At 44.6% G+C, this 19,747-nt stretch carries 19 protein-coding genes; 6 read left to right on the top strand and 13 right to left on the bottom strand.

The features are described 5' to 3' along the window. Positions 1-14 precede the first annotated feature (14 nt). Together rpsJ and thiD are read right to left on the bottom strand one after the other, a co-directional pair. Complete coding sequence (gene rpsJ, locus IGI71_RS01370) at positions 15-323, bottom strand: 30S ribosomal protein S10 (protein ID WP_003127966.1); 309 nt, start codon at positions 321-323, stop codon at positions 15-17. Positions 324-664: 341 nt separating this feature from the next. Further along, a complete protein-coding gene (gene thiD, locus IGI71_RS01365) occupies positions 665-1,495 on the bottom strand; it encodes a bifunctional hydroxymethylpyrimidine kinase/phosphomethylpyrimidine kinase (protein WP_430616138.1) in 831 nt (276 codons plus the stop codon). 107 nt (positions 1,496-1,602) lie between these two features. Between thiD and IGI71_RS01360 the strand changes: the two genes are divergently transcribed. Together IGI71_RS01360 and IGI71_RS01355 are read left to right on the top strand one after the other, a co-directional pair. Then, entirely contained in the window at positions 1,603-3,048 is a 1,446-nt protein-coding gene (locus IGI71_RS01360) for a PLP-dependent aminotransferase family protein (protein ID WP_430616136.1), read from the top strand. Further along, positions 3,032-3,757 carry a nitroreductase family protein gene (locus tag IGI71_RS01355; RefSeq protein ID WP_430616134.1) on the top strand — a complete coding sequence of 242 codons (726 nt, stop codon included), beginning with the start codon at positions 3,032-3,034 and terminating at the stop codon, positions 3,755-3,757. Before IGI71_RS01360 ends, IGI71_RS01355 begins: the two co-directional genes overlap by 17 nt. Positions 3,758-3,885: 128 nt before the next feature. Here the strand turns inward: IGI71_RS01355 and tuf are convergent, their stop codons facing one another. The 4 genes from tuf to rpsL all read right to left on the bottom strand — a co-directional run bounded on the left by tuf (position 3,886) and on the right by rpsL (position 8,341). Further along, positions 3,886-5,073 (bottom strand): elongation factor Tu, encoded by a 1,188-nt coding sequence (gene tuf, locus IGI71_RS01350; RefSeq protein ID WP_005226902.1) that lies wholly within the window; start codon positions 5,071-5,073, stop codon positions 3,886-3,888. Between the two features lie 148 nt (positions 5,074-5,221). Then, the gene (gene fusA / locus IGI71_RS01345; protein WP_005226900.1) at positions 5,222-7,306 is read right to left on the bottom strand and encodes an elongation factor G; all 2,085 of its coding nucleotides are present in this window, start codon (positions 7,304-7,306) and stop codon (positions 5,222-5,224) included. A gap of 80 nt (positions 7,307-7,386) precedes the next feature. After that, complete coding sequence (gene rpsG, locus IGI71_RS01340; protein WP_003127957.1) at positions 7,387-7,857, bottom strand: 30S ribosomal protein S7; 471 nt, start codon at positions 7,855-7,857, stop codon at positions 7,387-7,389. 70 nt (positions 7,858-7,927) lie between these two features. Then, a complete protein-coding gene (gene rpsL, locus IGI71_RS01335; protein ID WP_003127956.1) occupies positions 7,928-8,341 on the bottom strand; it encodes a 30S ribosomal protein S12 in 414 nt (137 codons plus the stop codon). 304 nt (positions 8,342-8,645) lie between these two features. Here rpsL and rpiA point away from each other — a divergent pair, with 304 nt between their 5' ends. The 4 genes from rpiA (at position 8,646) to IGI71_RS01315 (ending at position 11,682) form a co-directional block, all read left to right on the top strand. Then, complete coding sequence (gene rpiA, locus IGI71_RS01330) at positions 8,646-9,320, top strand: ribose-5-phosphate isomerase RpiA (RefSeq protein ID WP_430616133.1); 675 nt, start codon at positions 8,646-8,648, stop codon at positions 9,318-9,320. A gap of 151 nt (positions 9,321-9,471) precedes the next feature. Continuing rightward, complete coding sequence (locus IGI71_RS01325; protein WP_005226873.1) at positions 9,472-10,053, top strand: recombinase family protein; 582 nt, start codon at positions 9,472-9,474, stop codon at positions 10,051-10,053. A gap of 193 nt (positions 10,054-10,246) precedes the next feature. After that, on the top strand, positions 10,247-10,933 hold the full coding sequence (gpmA, locus tag IGI71_RS01320) for a 2,3-diphosphoglycerate-dependent phosphoglycerate mutase (RefSeq protein WP_005226871.1): 687 nt from the start codon (positions 10,247-10,249) through the stop codon (positions 10,931-10,933). 101 nt (positions 10,934-11,034) lie between these two features. Next, positions 11,035-11,682, top strand: a complete 648-nt coding sequence (locus tag IGI71_RS01315) for an SGNH/GDSL hydrolase family protein (protein WP_430616132.1) — start codon at positions 11,035-11,037, stop codon at positions 11,680-11,682. A gap of 52 nt (positions 11,683-11,734) precedes the next feature. On the opposite strand, the gene IGI71_RS01310 is transcribed toward IGI71_RS01315, so the two are convergent. The 7 genes from IGI71_RS01310 to IGI71_RS01280 form a co-directional block, all read right to left on the bottom strand. Further along, entirely contained in the window at positions 11,735-12,922 is a 1,188-nt protein-coding gene (locus IGI71_RS01310; protein ID WP_430616131.1) for an iron-containing alcohol dehydrogenase, read from the bottom strand. A 198-nt stretch (positions 12,923-13,120) separates the two neighbouring features. Beyond that, complete coding sequence (gene deoD / locus IGI71_RS01305; protein ID WP_005226852.1) at positions 13,121-13,825, bottom strand: purine-nucleoside phosphorylase; 705 nt, start codon at positions 13,823-13,825, stop codon at positions 13,121-13,123. A gap of 25 nt (positions 13,826-13,850) precedes the next feature. Beyond that, positions 13,851-14,669 carry a purine-nucleoside phosphorylase gene (locus IGI71_RS01300; protein ID WP_005226849.1) on the bottom strand — a complete coding sequence of 273 codons (819 nt, stop codon included), beginning with the start codon at positions 14,667-14,669 and terminating at the stop codon, positions 13,851-13,853. Positions 14,670-14,679: 10 nt separating this feature from the next. After that, positions 14,680-15,846, bottom strand: coding sequence for a phosphopentomutase (gene deoB / locus IGI71_RS01295; protein WP_015508806.1), 1,167 nt, complete (start codon positions 15,844-15,846; stop codon positions 14,680-14,682). A gap of 193 nt (positions 15,847-16,039) precedes the next feature. Further along, the gene (locus IGI71_RS01290; protein ID WP_005232556.1) at positions 16,040-16,993 is read right to left on the bottom strand and encodes an ABC transporter permease; all 954 of its coding nucleotides are present in this window, start codon (positions 16,991-16,993) and stop codon (positions 16,040-16,042) included. Next, positions 16,993-18,144, bottom strand: coding sequence for an ABC transporter permease (locus IGI71_RS01285; protein ID WP_005226844.1), 1,152 nt, complete (start codon positions 18,142-18,144; stop codon positions 16,993-16,995). The genes IGI71_RS01290 and IGI71_RS01285 overlap by 1 nt, the downstream gene beginning before the upstream one ends. Continuing rightward, complete coding sequence (locus tag IGI71_RS01280; RefSeq protein ID WP_005232559.1) at positions 18,137-19,747, bottom strand: ABC transporter ATP-binding protein; 1,611 nt, start codon at positions 19,745-19,747, stop codon at positions 18,137-18,139. The genes IGI71_RS01285 and IGI71_RS01280 overlap by 8 nt, the downstream gene beginning before the upstream one ends.

Genomic DNA, 19,747 nt, shown 5'->3' with positions numbered 1-19,747 from the left:
CTCCATCTTAATTATTATAGTTTGATTTCGATATTAACACCGCTTGGCAAGTCTAGCTTCATTAAAGCATCAACAGTTTTTGGTGTTGGATTCACAATGTCGATTAGACGTTTGTGTGTACGCATTTCGAATTGTTCGCGTGAATCTTTGTATTTGTGCGTCGCACGGATGATCGTGTACAAGCTGCGTTCAGTTGGTAATGGAATTGGACCAGATACGCCAGCTCCAGTTCTCTTTGCAGTTTCTACGATTTTATCCGCTGATTGATCTAAAATACGATGTTCATACGCTTTTAAACGGATACGAATTTTTTGTTTTGCCATTGTTTTCCCTCCTTCGCCTATTTTGAAAAGTAGACATAGCTCCACGAAAATTTTCCGTCACGCTCGTCCATGGCAAAGCGTCCGGGCGTGTCGCAACCTCTCGTTTCGTAGCCGGCAGAAAATTTCTTTGCTGCCAGTGTGACTTACGTATTTACGTAAACAGCACCTTTATGATTATATTACGGATAAACATTGATTGCAAGCTTTTTTTATGGAAAAACCGGGATTCTTTTGCATTTCTTTCAGAAAATTTTTTTTTGGTTTCGTAACACAAAAAAAGAAGCGTTGATCGCTTCTTTTAAGCACTTCTTCATTTCCTATTTATTATAGAAGAAAACCTGCTATTGCGGCGCTTCCTCCTGCATACGGTCTTGGGCGTGGGTATAGGCACCATGCCACACATGACCCACATAAGGATTGATGACCACTCCTTCTTTGATTGCCGCTGTGACAAAGGCTTTCGCTAACCGAACGCTTTCCACGACGGGTTTGCCTTTTGCAAGACCCGCAGCGATCGCAGCTGAAAAGGTGCAGCCTGCCCCGTGATTGAAATCGGTAGCGATTTTTTCACTTTCTAACAAGAGGAAGGAGTGCCCATCATAAACGAGGTCAACGGCTTTTGCTCCTGGCAAGCGATGCCCCCCTTTGATCACGACGTATTTAGCACCTAATTCATGGATTTTTTCAGCAGCTTGCTTCATGGCCTCCACACTCGTCAAATCACCCAAACCTGAAAGAATCCCCGCTTCTACTAAATTAGGGGTGACAACATCTGCTAACGGCAACAAATGCGTGATGATGGCATCGACGCTTTTTGGCTGTAAGATTTCTGCAGTCCCTTTGCAAGCAATGACAGGATCGATCACCACATTTTTGACTTGCTGCTGTTGGATCATCTGCGCAGCTTGGACAATATTGTCTTCATTGCCTAACATGCCCGTTTTTAGAGCATCCATCGGATCACCTGCAAAAGCAGCGATCAATTGTTTTTCGACAAGCGCTGTTTCCATCGCCGTTACTTCATGGCTCCAACCTGCTTGCGGGTCCATCGTGACGATCGAAGCGATCGTGGCAAAACCAAAGACACCATATTCCTGAAATGTTTTTAAATCTGCTTCGATACCGGCACCCCCGGTTGAATCTGACCCAGCAATTGATAGGACTTTTTCCATCTTCCTCATCTCCTTGTGCTTTTTGCTAAGTATAGTCAATCTTCCCCTTGACGAAAAGAGCCATTTGGCTTATTTTTAAACCATCCAATTGAAAAAGGTGGTGCAGGATGGCTTCATCAAGTATCGACAAACAGAAGAAACAACCGATTTACCAGCAGATCGTGACTCATTTTATCGAAGAGATCCAAGCGGGAACCTATGGACCTGGGGATCGTTTGCCGCCAGAGCGCAGCCTCGCCCAGACTTTTGGCGTCAATCGTTCCACCGTCGTCAAAGCGTTAGATGAATTGAAAAGCTTAGGATGGATCGAACGAAAACAAGGCAGCGGCTCTCGTGTATTGGAAGGTCGTTGGGGGAACCGCCAAACGCCACTTTCTTATTTGCGCTCGTCTTTAAGCAGCCCTTATCTGCAGCAAGACCCTTACGTTCAACAGATTCAGCATTTGCGCACCGAGAAGGATGTGCTGGATCTGTACACAGGTGATCTACCTGCCGATCTGATCCCCGATTTCACGTTTCCTGCCTTTACCTGGGAAGAGATTCGCAAGGAAAGCACCAAAGTATTACCGACGGGTTATGAACCTTTGCAAGAAATCTTATTGCAGCACCTTACTGATTCCTTCAATTTGCCCACCAACGGACAAAAACTAGTGATCACTGCTGGATCGACACAAGGAATCACCTTGCTAATGCAAGTCTTATTGCATGCGGGGGATTGTATCGCGACAGAGGACCCTTCTTTCTTGTTCTCTCTCCCCTTGTTTTCCACGATGAATGTCCAGCTGATCGGGATCAAGCAAGATAGCGAAGGGATGCGGCCTGCGGCATTGGAAAAAGTGTTGAAGGAAAAGAAGATCAAATTTGTTTATCTGAATCCCACCTTCCAAAATCCAACGGGTCATACTATGAGTGACCATCGGCGCCAAGCGATCATCCGCCTTTGCCAGACCTACCAAGTACCGATCATAGAAGACGATGTTTTTAGCGAGTTGGCTTTTGATAAAGTACCGCCCAAGCTAAAATCCATGGCTCCCGAAACCGTCATTTATTTAGGCTCGCTTTCAAAATTACTAGGATCATCCATCAAAATCGGCTGGCTTTTGGTGCCAGAAGCGTTAGCCGACCAATTTGCCCAAGCGAAAAAACGGATGGCGATCGATACCACGATCTTCCCGCAAGTCCTTGCCAACATCGCCTTACGCTCCTCTGATTACCACCAGCAGCAGCGGACACTGCTTGCAGAAATGGCCCAGCGCCAGCAAGACTTACTCCAACTCTTGCAGGCATTTCAGGAGGATTGGCAATGGCAGTCGACGAAAGGTGGTCTTTACCTGTGGTTGACTTGGCGTCACCGCACATTGACTCGCAAAGATTGGTCACTCTTTTTGGCGAACGATTGCTTAGTAGCACCTGCGTTTCTTTTCAGTAACGATACGAATGGCTTGCGTTTGAACTATACCCGCTTAGCCAAAGATGATTTACCGCGATTTCAAGAACGATTCACAAAAATCACCCAACAGTTAAAGGAGCAAACCTATGAACGAAACCATTGAGCTTTTACACAACCACCGCACTTACCGACAATTTGATCCTGACTACCGCTTGAGCCAAGAGCAAGTAACCGCGATTTTGACTGCGGCTCGTCAAGCACCTAGCTGGATGAACGGGCAAGCCTATTCGATCTTAGTGATCGACGACCCGCAGATTCGCCAACAAATGGTCGATTGGAATCCTGGCAATCCTCATATCGCAGCAAGTTCACTCTTTCTGCTATTTTTAGCTGATTTAAATCGAACCAAAAAAGTTGCTGACGAAAAACAGACTCCCTATCCAATCGATGAGGGCTATCAGCCACTATTGATCGCCACAACTGATGCCAGCATCGCTTTGCAATCTGGTGCGATCGCTGCTGAATCACTGGGCTTAGGCACCGTCATTTCTGGCAGTGTCCGCAAAGACAGCGCCAAAATCGCTGAATTGTTGTACTTACCAGAATATGTCTATCCTGTGGCTGGCTTGAGCATCGGTAAACCAATCGTAGAAATGAAGGTCAAACCTCGCTTGCCAGAAGAAGCGGTCATTCATTACAACCATTATCAGGACTATTCTTATGAGGCGATCGAAGCGTACGATCAAACGATGACTGCTTTTGGAGAAGCCCGCGAGACCAAACCATGGTCAGAAAAATTCGCTGGCTTTTACAGCAATCGTCCTGACCAAGGATTTGACGCCTTCTTGAAGAAGCAAAATCTAATAAAATAAAAAGCACCGCTCTCTTTAGCTTCGATGAACCGTAACGGATTCATCCACGCTAGAGAGAGCGGCTTTTTTTCTACAAGAGTCAAAAAAAGAGCAAAAGCGCGTACGCTTTTGCTCTTCGATCAATCAAATTAAGCTTGGATTGAAGTTACAACGCCTGAACCAACAGTACGTCCGCCTTCACGAATTGAGAAACGAGTTCCGTCTTCGATAGCGATTGGGTGGATCAATTCAACGTCGATTGTTACGTTATCACCAGGCATAACCATTTCAGTTCCTTCTGGTAATTCAACAACACCAGTTACGTCAGTTGTACGGAAGTAGAACTGAGGACGGTAGTTAGTGAAGAATGGTGTGTGACGTCCACCTTCTTCTTTTGTTAAAACGTAAACTTCAGCTTTAAATTTTGTATGAGGTGTGATTGTACCAGCTTTAGCCAATACTTGTCCACGTTGGATGTCTTCACGAGCAACACCACGTAGCAATGCACCAATGTTATCCCCTGCTTCAGCATAGTCTAACAATTTACGGAACATTTCAACACCAGTTACAGTTGTTTTAGCAGTTTCTTCAGCAATACCAACGATTTCAACTTCGTCACCAACGCGAACTTGTCCACGTTCAACACGGCCTGTAGCAACAGTACCACGTCCAGTGATTGAGAATACGTCTTCGACTGGCATCATGAATGGTTTGTCAGTGTCACGTTCTGGAGTTGGAACGTATTCGTCAACTGCAGCCATTAATTCCATGATTTTTTCTTCGTATGAAGCATCGCCTTCAAGAGCTTTCAAAGCAGAACCAGCGATTACAGGAACATCGTCGCCTGGGAAGTCATATTCTGACAATAAGTCACGAACTTCCATTTCAACTAATTCTAGTAATTCTTCGTCATCAACCATATCCATTTTGTTTAAGAAAACAACGATGTATGGTACACCAACGTTACGTGATAACAAGATGTGTTCACGTGTTTGAGGCATAGGACCATCAGCAGCAGATACTACTAAGATCGCGCCGTCCATTTGAGCAGCACCAGTGATCATGTTTTTAACGTAGTCCGCGTGTCCTGGGCAGTCAACGTGAGCATAGTGACGTGCTTCAGTTTCGTACTCAACGTGAGCAGTTGAGATAGTGATTCCGCGTTCGCGTTCTTCTGGAGCGCCATCGATTTGGTCGTAAGCTGAAGCTTGAGCCAAACCTTTTTTAGATAATACAGTTGTGATAGCAGCTGTAAGTGTAGTTTTACCATGGTCAACGTGTCCGATCGTACCAATGTTTACGTGGGGTTTAGAACGGTCAAATTTTTCTTTTGCCATTTTAAAATGTTCCTCCTAAAAATGCAGTTTATTTTTTATATTTGATAGGTAGGGAGCCGCAGCTCCCCATCCCTTATCATCGATAATATTGTACACGAAACTCAGAAAAAAATATAGCTTTTTACTTAATTTCCTATACTTCCATCAATTATTCAGCTTTGCCGCCGTTTTTCTTGATGATTTCTTCTTGAACAGATTTAGGTACATCTTCATAGTGATCAAATGTCATCATGAACGTACCGCGACCTTGTGTTGATGAACGAAGTGTTGTTGCGTAACCGAACATTTCAGCTAATGGCACGATTGCGTTCACGATTTGTGAGTTACCGTGTGCTTCCATTCCTTCTACGCGTCCACGACGAGCAGTTACGTGACCCATAACATCACCTAAGTAATCTTCTGGTACAGTGATAACTACTTTCATCATTGGTTCAAGAATTACTGGGTTTGCTTTCTTCGCTGCAGCACGTAAAGCCATAGAAGCTGCAACACGGAAGGCAGTTTCACTTGAATCGACATCATGGTATGAACCATCATAAAGTTTTGCTTTGATGTCTACTAATGGGTAACCGGCTAAGACACCGTTCGCCATTGAGTCTTCAAGTCCTTTTTCAACTGCTGGGATGTATTCACGAGGAACCACACCACCGACAATCGCGTTTTCGAATTCGAAGCCTTTACCTTCTTCGTTTGGTGTAAATTCGACCCATACGTGACCGTATTGACCTTTACCACCAGACTGACGTACAAATTTACCTTCCGCTTGTGTTGCTGCACGGAATGTTTCACGATAAGAAACTTGAGGCGCACCTACGTTTGCTTCAACTTTAAATTCGCGACGCATACGGTCAACTAAGACGTCCAAGTGAAGTTCTCCCATACCAGCGATAACAGTTTCGCCTGTTTCAGCGTTTGTTTCCACACGGAATGATGGATCTTCTTCAGCAAGTTTTTGTAAAGCAACCCCCATTTTATCTTGGTCAGCTTTTGATTTAGGCTCAACAGCGACTTCGATAACTGGTTCTGGGAATTCGATTGATTCAAGGATTACTGGTGATTTTTCATCACATAGTGTATCCCCAGTTGTTGTGTCTTTCAAACCAACAGCAGCGGCGATATCGCCTGAGTATACTGTTTGGATTTCAGCACGAGTGTTGGCGTGCATTTGTAGGATACGACCGATACGTTCGCGTTTGCCTTTTGAAGCATTCAATACGTATGATCCAGAGTTCAAGATACCTGAATACACACGGAAGAATGTCAAACGGCCTACGAATGGGTCAGTCATTACTTTAAATGCTAATGAAGCAAATGGTGCTTCATCGTCAGCCGGACGATCAGTTTCTTCGTCTGTTTTAGGATTGATCCCTTTAATCGCAGGAACATCAAGTGGTGAAGGCAAGTAGTCGATGACTGCATCCAACATCAATTGAACCCCTTTGTTTTTAAAGGCAGATCCGCAAAGAACAGGGAAAAAGTCAACAGTCAATGTTGCTTGACGAATACCAGCTTTCAATTCTTCTTCAGTGATTTCTTCACCTTCCAAGAATTTCATCATTAGTTCTTCATCAGTATCAGCAACAGCTTCGATTAATTTTTCGCGCCATTCTTCAGCTAATTCTACGTATTCTTCAGGAATTTCAGTCTCTTGGATTTCAGTTCCTAAGTCATTTGTGTAGATTTCAGCTTTCATTTTTACTAAGTCGATAATACCAGTAAAGTCATCTTCCGCACCAATTGGTAATTGGATTGGGTGAGCATTTGCTTGTAAACGATCATGTAAAGTTGATACAGAGTATAAGAAGTCTGCACCAATTTTGTCCATTTTGTTACAGAATACAACACGCGGTACGCGGTAATCTGTCGCTTGACGCCAAACTGTTTCTGTTTGAGGTTCTACACCTGATTGTGAGTCCAACACAGTTACAGCACCATCAAGTACACGCAATGAACGTTGCACTTCGATTGTGAAGTCCACGTGTCCTGGTGTGTCGATGATATTTACGCGGTTTTCTTTCCATTGCGCAGTTGTCGCAGCAGAAGTGATTGTGATCCCACGTTCTTGTTCTTGTTCCATCCAGTCCATTTGAGAAGCACCTTCATGTGTTTCACCAATTTTATGGATTTTACCTGTGTAATAAAGGATACGTTCAGTTGTCGTTGTTTTACCAGCGTCAACGTGGGCCATGATCCCGATATTACGAGTTTTTTCTAGCGAAAATTCTCTTGCCATTCTAGGTTGTTCCCCTCTCATTCTTACTTAACTTAAGCTAAGGTTGTCTCAGTACCTTCCAATAAAAAGCAGTGAGGATCTTACCAACGATAGTGAGCAAATGCGCGGTTGGCTTCCGCCATTTTGTGTGTGTCTTCGCGTTTTTTCACAGAAGCACCAGTGTTGTTCGCTGCATCCATGATTTCTTTTGCAAGACGTTCTTCCATTGTGTGTTCGCCACGCAAACGAGCGTAGTTTACCACCCAACGAAGACCTAGAGTTGTACGACGTTCAGGACGTACTTCTACTGGTACTTGGTAGTTAGAACCACCGACACGGCGAGCTTTAACTTCCAATACAGGCATAATGTTTTTCATTGCTTGTTCGAAAACTTCCAATGGATCATTTCCTGTAGATTCTTTGATAATGCCAAAAGCATTGTAGATAATATTTGCAGCAACACCGCGTTTACCATCAACCATTACACGGTTGATCAAACGAGTTACTAATTTTGAGTTATAAATAGGATCTGGTAAAACATCACGTTTTGCAACAGGACCTTTACGAGGCATCCGTAACTCCTCCTTCCGAGATATCAGTTCTGATTTAAATAAGATTCATTTGATCTGTTTGTCTTAAAGATTAAGCTTTAGGACGTTTTGTACCATATTTAGAACGAGATTGTTTACGATCGTTAACACCGGCAGTATCCAATGCACCACGAACGATATGGTAACGTACCCCTGGTAAGTCTTTTACACGTCCACCACGTAACAAGACCACGCTGTGTTCTTGTAAGTTGTGTCCGATACCTGGAATATAAGCTGTCACTTCAATCAAGTTTGACAAACGAACACGCGCATATTTACGTAGAGCTGAGTTCGGTTTTTTCGGTGTCATAGTTCCCACACGAGTAGCTACCCCACGCTTTTGAGGTGAGTTAACATTCGTTTGAGCTTTCTTGAAACTGTTATATCCTTTGTTCAATGCTGGTGAATTTGATTTTTCAACCTTGGATTTACGAGGTTTACGTACTAATTGATTAATTGTAGGCATCCCTAGTTGTCCTCCTTCCTTGATTCGCTTTATAGTCCCACACATCCAGGTGGTTCTTTTTTTGCGATAAAAAATAATGCATTCTCTGCATTCATATCAACTATGCTTTGATAGACAGTCAGCACGTCTCCAACGAGAGACCTGTAGATAAAGCACCTTTGATAGAATATCATGCTTATTCTTACCTGTCAAGTATCCTCCTAAGCTTTTTTCAAAAGAAATCTGTTACGAAAAAATCCGCAAATTTTGCGCTTCTTCCTATATAATAGAGACAAAGCATTTATTTAAAAAAGGCGGGATGAAAATGAACCTAAAAGAAATGGTCGGCATTGAAGCGGCTAGTTATGTAAAAGATGGCATGGTCGTTGGCTTGGGCACTGGCTCAACAGCCTACTACATGATTGAAGAACTGGGTCGACGTGTAAAAGAAGAAGGTCTATCGATCACGGGTGTCCCAACTTCTTGGGCATCGAAAAAACAAGCAGAAGGATTAGGTATCCCGATTCGCACCATCGATGAAGTGGACGCTGTGGATCTAACGATCGACGGTGCAGATGAGATCAGCCAGGATTATCATGGCATCAAAGGCGGCGGTGCAGCCCTTTTATTCGAAAAAATTGTGGCGTCTAACTCCAAAAAAGTCTTGTGGATCGTTGATGAATCGAAAATGGTCGAAACACTTGGTGCCTTCCCGTTGCCAGTGGAAGTGATCCCTTACGGCAGCCAACAGCTGTTGCGTCTGTTCGAGAAGAAAAACTACCATCCAAAACTGCGTCTGAATGAAGAAGGCGAACCGTTAAAAACCGATTGTAGCAATTACATCATCGATCTTCATCTAGAAACGATCACCGCTCCTACTGAGTTGGCACAGGAATTAGATACTACAGTGGGCGTGGTTGAACACGGTCTGTTTTTGGATATGGTCCATACGATCATTGTCGGATTGCCTGAAGGCCCGAGTACCAAGCACGTTAGATAAAGGAAACAAAAAAGAGGAGCAATAATGCTTCTCTTTTTTTTCGTTATTTTTCTTCAATCGACTTAATTTTTATTATTTTTTGTGCAAATTACCCTATCATTTAAGAAATAATTATGATACATTCAATAAAAAGGGAAAGGTAGGAGGGTTTATGAAAATCATAGGCTATGCTCGTTCAACGATCACCGACAACTCAACAAGTGAACAATTAAACAAGCTCGAAGAATTTGGGTGTCATGAATTTTTCCATGAGACATTTAGCGTGGAAGAAAGTGAAGAAAATCATTCATTGGAGTCAGTGGTGGCACAAATGCAGCCCGGCGACACCTTAGTCGTTACGGAACTGCATCGTTTAGGGAAAACCACCAGACAGCTGACCGATCTCACTGATCTATTAAAACAGCGAGAGCTTCATCTGGTTTCACTGGCAGAACAAATCGATACCCGCGGTCCGATGGGACAGGTTTACTTCAATTTAATGGAAGGACTTGCGATCATGGAACGCTCACTCATCAAAGAGCGCACGCTGGTCGGCTTAAATAAAGCCCGCAAAAAAGGCAAAATTGGCGGTCGTCCAAAAATCGATCCGAAAACGATCAAAAAAATCCGTCAATTGTACTACGAGAAAAAAGAAACGATTCAATATATTTCTGAAAAATGCGGTGTTTCTGTAGGTACATGCTATAAATACATAAAATTATCCGAAGAAGAATGGAACAAGTTACGTTCATAGTTGTCGACTCCCCCTAGAACAGCATGAAACAAAAGCGGTCCTCTTTTTAATGATCCCCTTTTGTTTTCCTTAAGAATGGCGTTTTCCCCCAGCTTTTCCTCCAAAACCATGGAAATTCTTTGAGAAAGAGTGTACAATAAATACGGAATTGAAAATTTCAGAAAAATATCGAATATCTAAAGGAGAGTTTTACATGCCAAAATTAGTATTTTCTCGTCATGGACTAAGCGAATGGAACAAATTAAACCAGTTTACCGGTTGGGCTGATGTTGATCTAGCGCCAGAAGGTGTCGAAGAAGCAATCGAAGGCGGACGTAAAATCAAAGAAGCAGGCATCGAATTTGACGTTGCTTACACATCTGTTTTAACTCGTGCCATCAAAACTTGTAATTATATTTTAGAATATTCTGATCAACTTTGGGTACCAACGATCAAATCATGGCGCTTAAACGAACGTCATTACGGTAAATTACAAGGTTTAAATAAAAAAGAAACTGCTGAAAAATACGGTGACGAACAAGTACACATCTGGCGTCGTTCTTACGATGTTTTACCTCCATTGATGGAAGCTTCAGATGAAGGTTCTGCTGCAAACGACCGTCGTTATGCAATGCTTGACCCTCGCGACGTACCTGGTGGAGAAAACTTAAAAGTTACTTTAGAACGTGCATTGCCTTTCTGGCAAGATGAAATCGCCCCAGCATTAAAAGACGACAAAACTGTCTTAGTTGCGGCTCACGGAAACTCTCTACGTGCATTAGCAAAACATATCGAAGGTATTTCTGACGAAGATATCATGGATCTTGAGATCCCAACTGGTCAACCACTTGTTTATGAATTGAACGATGATTTGACTGTTGCGAAAAAATACTACTTATAAGCCTCGCTTATCGCTGCCCTTTTTTAAAAAAGGGCAGTTTTTTTATTGGCATTTCCTCCCCCCTCTTTTATAATTGAGGGCGTACTCGAAAGGAGCTTACTATGAAACTAGTCAAAAATGATACCGTTTTATTTTTAGGTGACAGCATCACAGATTGCGATCGTGATCGCCAAGATCCCCACGATTTAGGACATGGGTTTGCCCGTCTCGTTGCCGATCAGCTGGCAGAAACATTCCCCACTGCAGGATTTACCTTTTATAATCGGGGGATCGGCGGCAACAAAGCTGCCGACGTCTTAGCCCGTCTCCAAGAAGATTGCCTTCAATTAGCACCTGACGTCTTGGTCTTTATGATTGGGATCAACGACACGTGGCACAATGCCGGTGGTCCCGATTTTGGTTCAGAAGCTGCGGCAACGTCCTTTGAGGCAACCTACCGTCAAATTCTGGAACAAGTGACCCTACAGGGGATCACGCGCATTTTCTTGCTGGAACCTTTTGTTTTGCCATATCCTGAGGATCGCCAAACTTGGCGGATCGATCTTGATCCGAAAATCCAAATCGTTCGTCACTTAGCTGCCGCCTTTCATTGTCAGTTGCTGCCGCTGGATGGCTTGTTTGCCGAAGCAGCCGTTGCTAGCTCCCCGCAGGCACTGACAGGCGATGACGGGGTGCACCCCACTCCTGCAGGACACGCCTTGATTGCAGATCAGCTAATGGCCCGTTTGGCTTTTTCTTCTGAAGGATAAATAAACAGACCGCTCCGCGACAACCAAGTCGCAGGAACGGTCTTTTATATGATTAAAGATAGGTTGAAGGAGTCAAGGAATCTTGGTAGATTGCAATCACGTCTTCTTCTTGCAGCGGTACATACGCATTTGTTGCAATAGAGCTGAATTGAACTGCTTGAGCCGCCATTTCAGCAAAATGGGTGTCATCGGCGATCCCTACTTCTGGCAAAGTCATCGGAATATCGCAAGAAGCAAAAAAGTCATACAGTTTTTGAATCCCCATTCGGGCAGCTAATTCTGGCACTGCTTCTTGGACTCCAAATACTTCTCTAGCAAACCGCGCAAATTTCGGCGCCGTTTCTTCATTCAACACATGAAGCATCCAGCGTGGGGTCAGGATCGCTAAGCCGATACCATGGGTAATGTCATAAAACGCACTCAACTCATGCTCCATCGCATGACAAGACCAAGCACCACCCTTGCCGCTTCCAGTCAAACCATTTAAGGCTAAGGTGCTCGCCCACATCAAATTCGCCCGTGCATCATAGTCTGTGGGGTCATTTAATGCGATGGGCAGATTTTTAATGACTGCTTTTAGCAATCCTTCTGCTACACCGTCTTGGACATCTGTTCCTTCTGTTTTACTGAAATAATTTTCAATCAGATGGCTCATGATATCCGCTGAACCGGCAGCCGTTTGATAGCGACTGACACTAAAGGTCGTTGTTGGATCTAAAAAAGATACTTTCGGTAAAAATTCGGGTCCGTGAACACCAAGTTTTTGTTTCGTTTCTAGATTAGAGATCACGGCGCCGCGATTCATTTCACTGCCAGTAGCCGCAAGGGTCAAGATCGTTACTAATGGAATCGCTGGTCCTTGATAGCTTCTGGAAAGAACTAAGTCCCAAGGCTCTTGCTCACTGCAAGCCGCCCCAGCGATCACTTTGCTGCAATCAATTACAGAACCGCCGCCAACAGCTAAAATGACGTCGATCTTTTCTGAACGACAAAGAGCGGCTCCTTGACGAACGGTTTCGATTCGTGGATTTGGATCGACACCAGTCAATTCAGTGACTTGATTGTCGTTGGCAGTCAATTGCGCCATGACTGCATCGTACAAACCGTTTTTCTTGATACTGCCGCCACCATAGACTAGCAAGACGTTTTTTCCAAATGTATTCAGTACTTCTGGCAGCTCGTTCAGACGGTCTTTCCCAAAACGAATGTCCGTCGTTACATGAAACGTAAAATTATTCATTGTCTCGTCTCCTTTTTACACCTTTTCTTTTCATTAAACCATTTTCTGGCAAAAGTGCAACGCTTCTTCGTGGCTTTTTGCCAACAAAAAAAGATAACACATTCTCGGTTGCATGCAAACCAATACGATTTGGCTGCTTGCTCTATCAAAAGCAAGCAGCCTTCGCATCGTTCATGCACCGATCCTGCGGTATCTTTTTTACGCGATCGCTGTTTCTAAGCCAACTTTGATCATGTCGTTAAATGTCGTTTGTCTTTCTTCTGGCGTTGTTTCTTCTCCAGTGATGATGTGGTCGCTGACGGTACAGATCGCTAAAGTTTGAACGTGGAATTTCGCCCCTAAATAGTATAAGGCTGCGGCTTCCATCTCAACACCCATCACCCCAAGGTCTGCCAACTGTAACGTTTCCGTCATGTCATCTTTGTAGAAGGTATCTTCAGATAAGATGTTACCGACGTGAGTCGTAAATCCTGATTCAATCGCTGTATCATAGGCTTTACGCAACAGTGCAAAGTCAGCGATTGGTGGGAAATGGAAACTTTGGAAGTTTTTTGCTACCATCGATGAACTTGTTGCTGCCGCTTGGGCAATCACAAGATCACGCACGTGGACATCTTTTGAGATGGCACCACACGTACCGACCCGAATCAATTTCTTCACGCCGTAAGAGTTGATCAATTCATGGGCATAGATACTCGCTGAAGGCATGCCCATGCCGGTTCCTTGGACAGAGACCCGCTCGCCCTTATAAACGCCTGTATAGCCCAACATCCCCCGAACGTTGTTGTAACAGATCGGGTCTTCTAAAAATGTTTCAGCAATATATTTTGCCCGCAGTGGATCACCTGGTAACAAGATTTTGTCTGCGATCTCGCCTGCTTTTGCTTCGATATGAACGCTCATTCGTTTTTCTCCTTTGGTCTGCTTTTTATAGTACTGCTAACGTTTCTTTGATCAACGCTTTAAATTCTGCCTTGACCCGTTCCGTCGTTTCCACGACTTCTTCATGATTCAAGCTCGCTTGCATACCAGCAGCCAAGTTTGTGATACAAGAAACACCTAAGACTTTCAAGCCACTGTGAACAGCAACGATCACTTCTGGGACAGTCGACATACCGACAGCATCGGCACCGATCGTCCGAGCAAAGCGGATCTCTGCTGGCGTTTCATACGTAGGACCTGAGAAGCCCATATAGACGCCTTCTTTTAAGTGCAATCCTTTTGATGCACCAACTTTTTGTGCCGCTTCCCGATAAGGCAAATGGTAGGCTTGGCTCATATCTGGGAAACGCGGACCCATTTCTTCTTCGTTTTCACCAATCAGTGGGTTGTCCCCCATAAAGTTGATTTGATCGGTGATCAACATCAAGTCTCCCGGCTGGAAGCTTTCGTTTACGCCGCCACAGGCATTGGTCACGACTAAAGAGTGAGCTTTCAATGCCGCCATCACACGGACGGGGTAAGTGACCGTCTGCATCGAATGGCCTTCATAATAATGGAATCGTCCTTGCATCGCTAAGACTTTTTTCCCAGCTAATGTTCCATAGACCAATTGTCCTGCATGACCGACCACTGTCGAAACAGGAAAATGCGGGATATCGTTGTAAGGCAACACGATTGGGTTTTCGATCTCATCGGCTAATTCACCTAAGCCAGATCCTAAAATCAACCCAAATTCCACTTCACCGACGCCGCTTTCTTGGATAAATGCCGTTGTTTCTTGTAATTTCTCATGTAACGTTGTCATTTCATCACCTCTAGTTTAAATGTTGTAAAAAGCTTGTTCCGTTTTCTGTAGCTGAAACACCAAAGTTTTCAGCGATCGTTGCGGAAATATCCGCATAGTAGCCTTGTGGCAATTTGCCTTGGCCTTGGAATTTCTTGCTGTACGCTAATAATGGCACATATTCTCTCGTGTGATCCGTTCCCGTAAAGGTTGGGTCATTGCCGTGGTCAGCTGTGATCAACAACAGATCCTCGTCTCCCATTGCTTCTAAAAGTTCTGGAATACGTAAATCAAAATCTTCAATGGCATGGGCATACCCTACGACATCGCGACGGTGACCATAAAGCGCATCGAAGTCGACCAAGTTCGTAAAGCTTAGACCCGTAAAGTCTTGTTTCATCACCTTCAGTAACTGATCCACACCGTCCATATTGCTCTTCGTCCGTACAGAATCGGTGATTCCTTGTCCGTTGAAGATATCATTGATCTTCCCAACGGCGATCACGTCTTTTCCAGCTTCTTTCAAGGAATCTAATACTGTATGGCCAAATGGATCCAGTGCGTAGTCATGACGATTGCTCGTACGAGTAAAGTTTCCAGGCTCACCGACATACGGACGCGCGATGATGCGGCCGATCATATATGGCTCATCTTTCGTGATATCCCGAACGTACTGACAAATACGATACAATTCTTCTAATGGAATGATTTCCTCATGCGCAGCGATCTGCAACACTGGGTCAGCCGAGGTGTAAACGATCAAATCGCCTGTCTTCATTTGATGTTCGCCGAAGTCATCAATGACTGCTGTCCCTGAGTACGGCGCATTGCAGACGATTTTACGTCCAGAGAACGCTTCGATCTGTTGCAACAATTCATCGGGAAACCCATCGGGAAATACGCGGAAAGGTTTTTGGATATTCAAGCCCATGATCTCCCAGTGCCCCGTCATCGTATCTTTCCCAACGGAAACTTCTTCCAATTTGGTTGCATACCCATCATGGTCAGCTACCGCCTTCACGCCTTCTAAAGGACGGATCGTCCCTAGGCCTAATTGTTCCAAGTGAGGGATCGTCAAGCCTGCTTCTTTTGCAATATGGCCTAACGTATCTGAACCGACATCACCAAAAGCTGCCGCATCAGGTGCTTCACCAATTCCGACTGAATCCATCACGATCAAGTGTACACGTTTAAACATTCTATTCCCTACTTTCTTTATTTTATGCTTTTACAAGCGGATCTACTACCTCTATCATACTAAACTTAAGCAAAAATTGCGCTGGGTTGCTTTGGAAATTTCCTGATGCGTTCCTTTCACCCAGAGGATAGAAAAAGGGCAGGACACAGCAACACATTCATGTCCCATAGCCCCACCCTTTCATACTGAAAAATTATTTAGATTTAATGTAGTTCTTCCCGTTAGCTTTCGGACCAGCGGCTTTTCCAAGGAAAAGAACGAGCACGATGATCGTCAAGGCATAAGGCGCAGCTTGTAAGTAAACCGCTGGAATGGAAGAGATGATTGGCAGTTGGCCACCTACGATACTGATGTTTTGCGCAAAACCGAAGAAAATCGCAGCTCCCATAGCACCAAGTGGATTCCATTTACCAAAGATCATCGCAGCCATCGAGATAAACCCTTGACCGGCGATCGTTGTCACGGCAAAGCGACCCGCGATCGATTGAGCAAACAAGGCACCGCCCATCCCGCCAAGGAAACCAGAGATCAAGACACCTGAGTAGCGCATCACGTAAACATTGATCCCTAAGGTATCCGCTGCTTGTGGATGCTCACCGACAGAACGAAGACGCAACCCAAAGCGTGTTTTGAAAATCACGAACCACGCGATCACTGAGATCAAAATAGCGAAGTACGCAGGTAAGAATGTTTGATTAAAGAAAATCGGGCCAATGATAGGAATATCTTTAAGAATCGGGAAATTGAAATACCCCAATGTCCGTTGGATGTTATCCGTTTGCCCTTTGTTGTAGATCGCTTTGACTAAGAACACAGCCAAAGCTGGTGCCATCAAGTTCATCACCGTACCACTGATGATGTGGTCGGCACGGAAGTTGATGGTTGCCACCGCATGCAGCAAGGAGAAAACCACACCGACAAGTCCGCCGACGAGCATCCCTAACCATGGTGTCCACGCACCAAATTGTGACGCAAATTCAATATTGAAAACAATCGAGCTAAAAGCACCCATAACCATGATTCCTTCAAGACCCACGTTAACGATCCCGCTGCGCTCTGAGAACACGCCACCTAGCGCCGTCAAAATCAGAGGAGACGCATAAATCAATGTTTGAGTGACGATCGAAGAAATTAAACTAATATCCATTAGATGGTTCCTCCTTCCTGATCTTGATCGTTTGGTTGGGCTTCAATCTCCTGTACGACCAGCGCTTCTTTTTTGCCGTCAAAGATTTTTGCCAACAAGAAACGAATCACAAAGCTGATCGCTACGAAGAAAATAATAATTGCGATATTGACATCGACTAATTCAGATGGAATACCTGCAAACTGCATGCCTTGTCCACCTAATTTCAAAATACTGAACAAGAGGGCTGAAAGTAAGATTCCGATCGATGAGCCGCTTCCTAACAAGGATACAGCCATACCGTCAAACCCGATGCTCAATGATGACCCTTGAACGAAGAAGTTTTCAAACGTTCCTAGTCCTTGAACGACTCCACCTAATCCAGCAAGCGTTCCAGAGATGATCATGGAGATAATGATCGTCCGTTTGCTGCTCATCCCCGCATATTCAGAAGCGCTTGGGTTCAAGCCCACCGCGCGGATTTCATAACCAAGAGTGGTTTTTTTCATCAAGAACCAAACCAAAACTAAGAAGATCAAGGCTAAGAAGATCCCTAAGTTCAAGCGAGAGTTGCTCGTGATGCTTGCTAGAAACGGCGTCTGCATGGAGGCATTTTCCCCCACCATTTTTGTGACCCCTTTTGTCGTGATCATGGATTCGCTCATCACATTATTGACTAAATGGTTCCCCGTATAAAGCAAGATATAGTTCATCATGATCGTCACGATGACTTCACTTGTTCCAAAGAATGCCCGTAGGAAACCAGGAATCGCAGCTGCGATCGCCCCGCATAAAGCCCCTACGATCACGGCTAATGGCAAGACCACCAACCGAGGCGCATCTGGCATCGCTAGTGCGACCCAGATACTGGCAACCCAACCTGCTAGCGCTTGACCAGAAAGACCGATATTGAAGAATCCGGCTGAGTTTGCAACGGCAAACCCCAGAGCGGTAAAGATCAATGGTCCTGCTGTAACAAAAATCTCACCAATGTTGCGGGCATTTAACCCACCTGTTTGTCCGTTGATAAAAACGGTCCGAAACATTTGTGTATACCCTGTGATTGGGCTGTAGCCGAAGGCCGCCATGATGATCCCGCCAAGGACGAATCCCAACAAGACAGCGATGATCGGCACTAATATATTGCGGATCTTTTCTTTGCGGTTATTCAACCGAACCACCTACTTCCTCCATTTGCAGCTCTCGTCTTGCTTCCTCCAAGGAGTACCCTGCCATCAACAAGCCAAGCTCTTTCTCTGATGTTTCTTTCGGATCAACGACCCCAACGATCTCACCAGCATGAATAACAGCAATGCGGTCTGATACATTCAAAATTTCATCTAATTCAAAGCTGACTAACAATACCGCTTTGAACTTATCCCGCTGTTCAATCAAGCGTTTGTGGATAAATTCGATCGCTCCAACATCCAACCCACGGGTCGGATTGGCAACGATCAATAGATCAGGATCGCGGCTGATTTCTCGTGCGATGATCGCTTTTTGTTGATTCCCGCCGGACAATGCCCGTGCTGGTACGATCTCGTTGACTGTTCGTACGTCAAATTCTTGAATCAAATCACGAGCAAACTCGTTGATCTCTCCGTAATCCAAGACACCTGCATTACTCAAAGGTTTTTTGTAGTAGGTTTGCAAGGCGATGTTTTCTGATAACATCATATCCAAGACAAGTCCGTATTTATGGCGGTCTTCTGGCACATGACCAACGCCGGCTTCGGTGACTTTCCGAGGCTTGAAGTTAGTGATGTCATCACCATTCAGCAAGACCTTGCCGCTTTCGACTTTCCGTAAACCAGTGATGGCTTGTAACAGCTCTGATTGCCCATTGCCATCGATCCCAGCAATCCCCAATACTTCACCTGCACGTACTTCTAAGCTTAAGTTTTTGACTGCTTCTAAGCCACGGTTTTCTTTTACAACTAAGTTTTCAACAGAAAGCACGACTTCTTTTGGTGACGCTTCTTTCTTCGGTGTCTTGAAGGACACAGAACGACCAACCATCATATCGGCCAACTGTTGCGAGCTGACGTCTTTGACATTGACGGTGCCGATCCCTTGTCCCCGACGGATAACTGTACAACGGTCTGCCACCGCTTTGATCTCATCCAGTTTGTGGGTGATCAAGATGATCGATTTGCCTTCACGCACCAATCCGCGCATGATCTCGATCAGCTCTTCGATTTCTTGCGGTGTCAAAACTGCCGTTGGTTCATCAAAAATCAGTACATCTGCGCCGCGGTAAAGAGTCTTCAAGATCTCTACCCGTTGTTCCATCCCGACAGAGATGTCACGCACATAGGCATCTGGATCAACCGATAAACCATATTGCTCAGAAACTTTTTTGATTTCTTTGCGGGCTTTCTTGCGATCTAACACACCGAGATGATGGGGTTCGCTCCCCAAAATGATATTTTCTGTTACAGTAAAGGCGTCTACCAGCATGAAATGCTGATGCACCATACCGATCCCCAATTTGTTTGCTGCGGTCGGACTCGTGATATTCACTTTTTCACCATTCATCCAGATTTCACCAGATGTTGGTTCCAATAATCCTGACAGCATATTCATCAAGGTCGACTTACCCGCTCCATTTTCACCAAGCAATGCGTGGATTTCTCCTGGCCTTACTTGCAAGTTGACATCGTCATTGGCTTTGAACGTTCCAAACTCTTTGGTGATATGACGCATTTCTACAACATATTTTTCCTCAGCCAAATTACTCACATCCTTACTTTCTAATTCGCTTATACAAACCAT

This window comes from Enterococcus sp. DIV1279b, from assembly GCF_050531515.1.
Taxonomy (GTDB): Bacteria; Bacillota; Bacilli; order Lactobacillales; family Enterococcaceae; genus Enterococcus_D; species Enterococcus_D casseliflavus.
The sequence above is the reverse complement of the archived record's forward strand: the minus strand, read 5'-3'. Positions and strand labels throughout refer to the sequence as shown.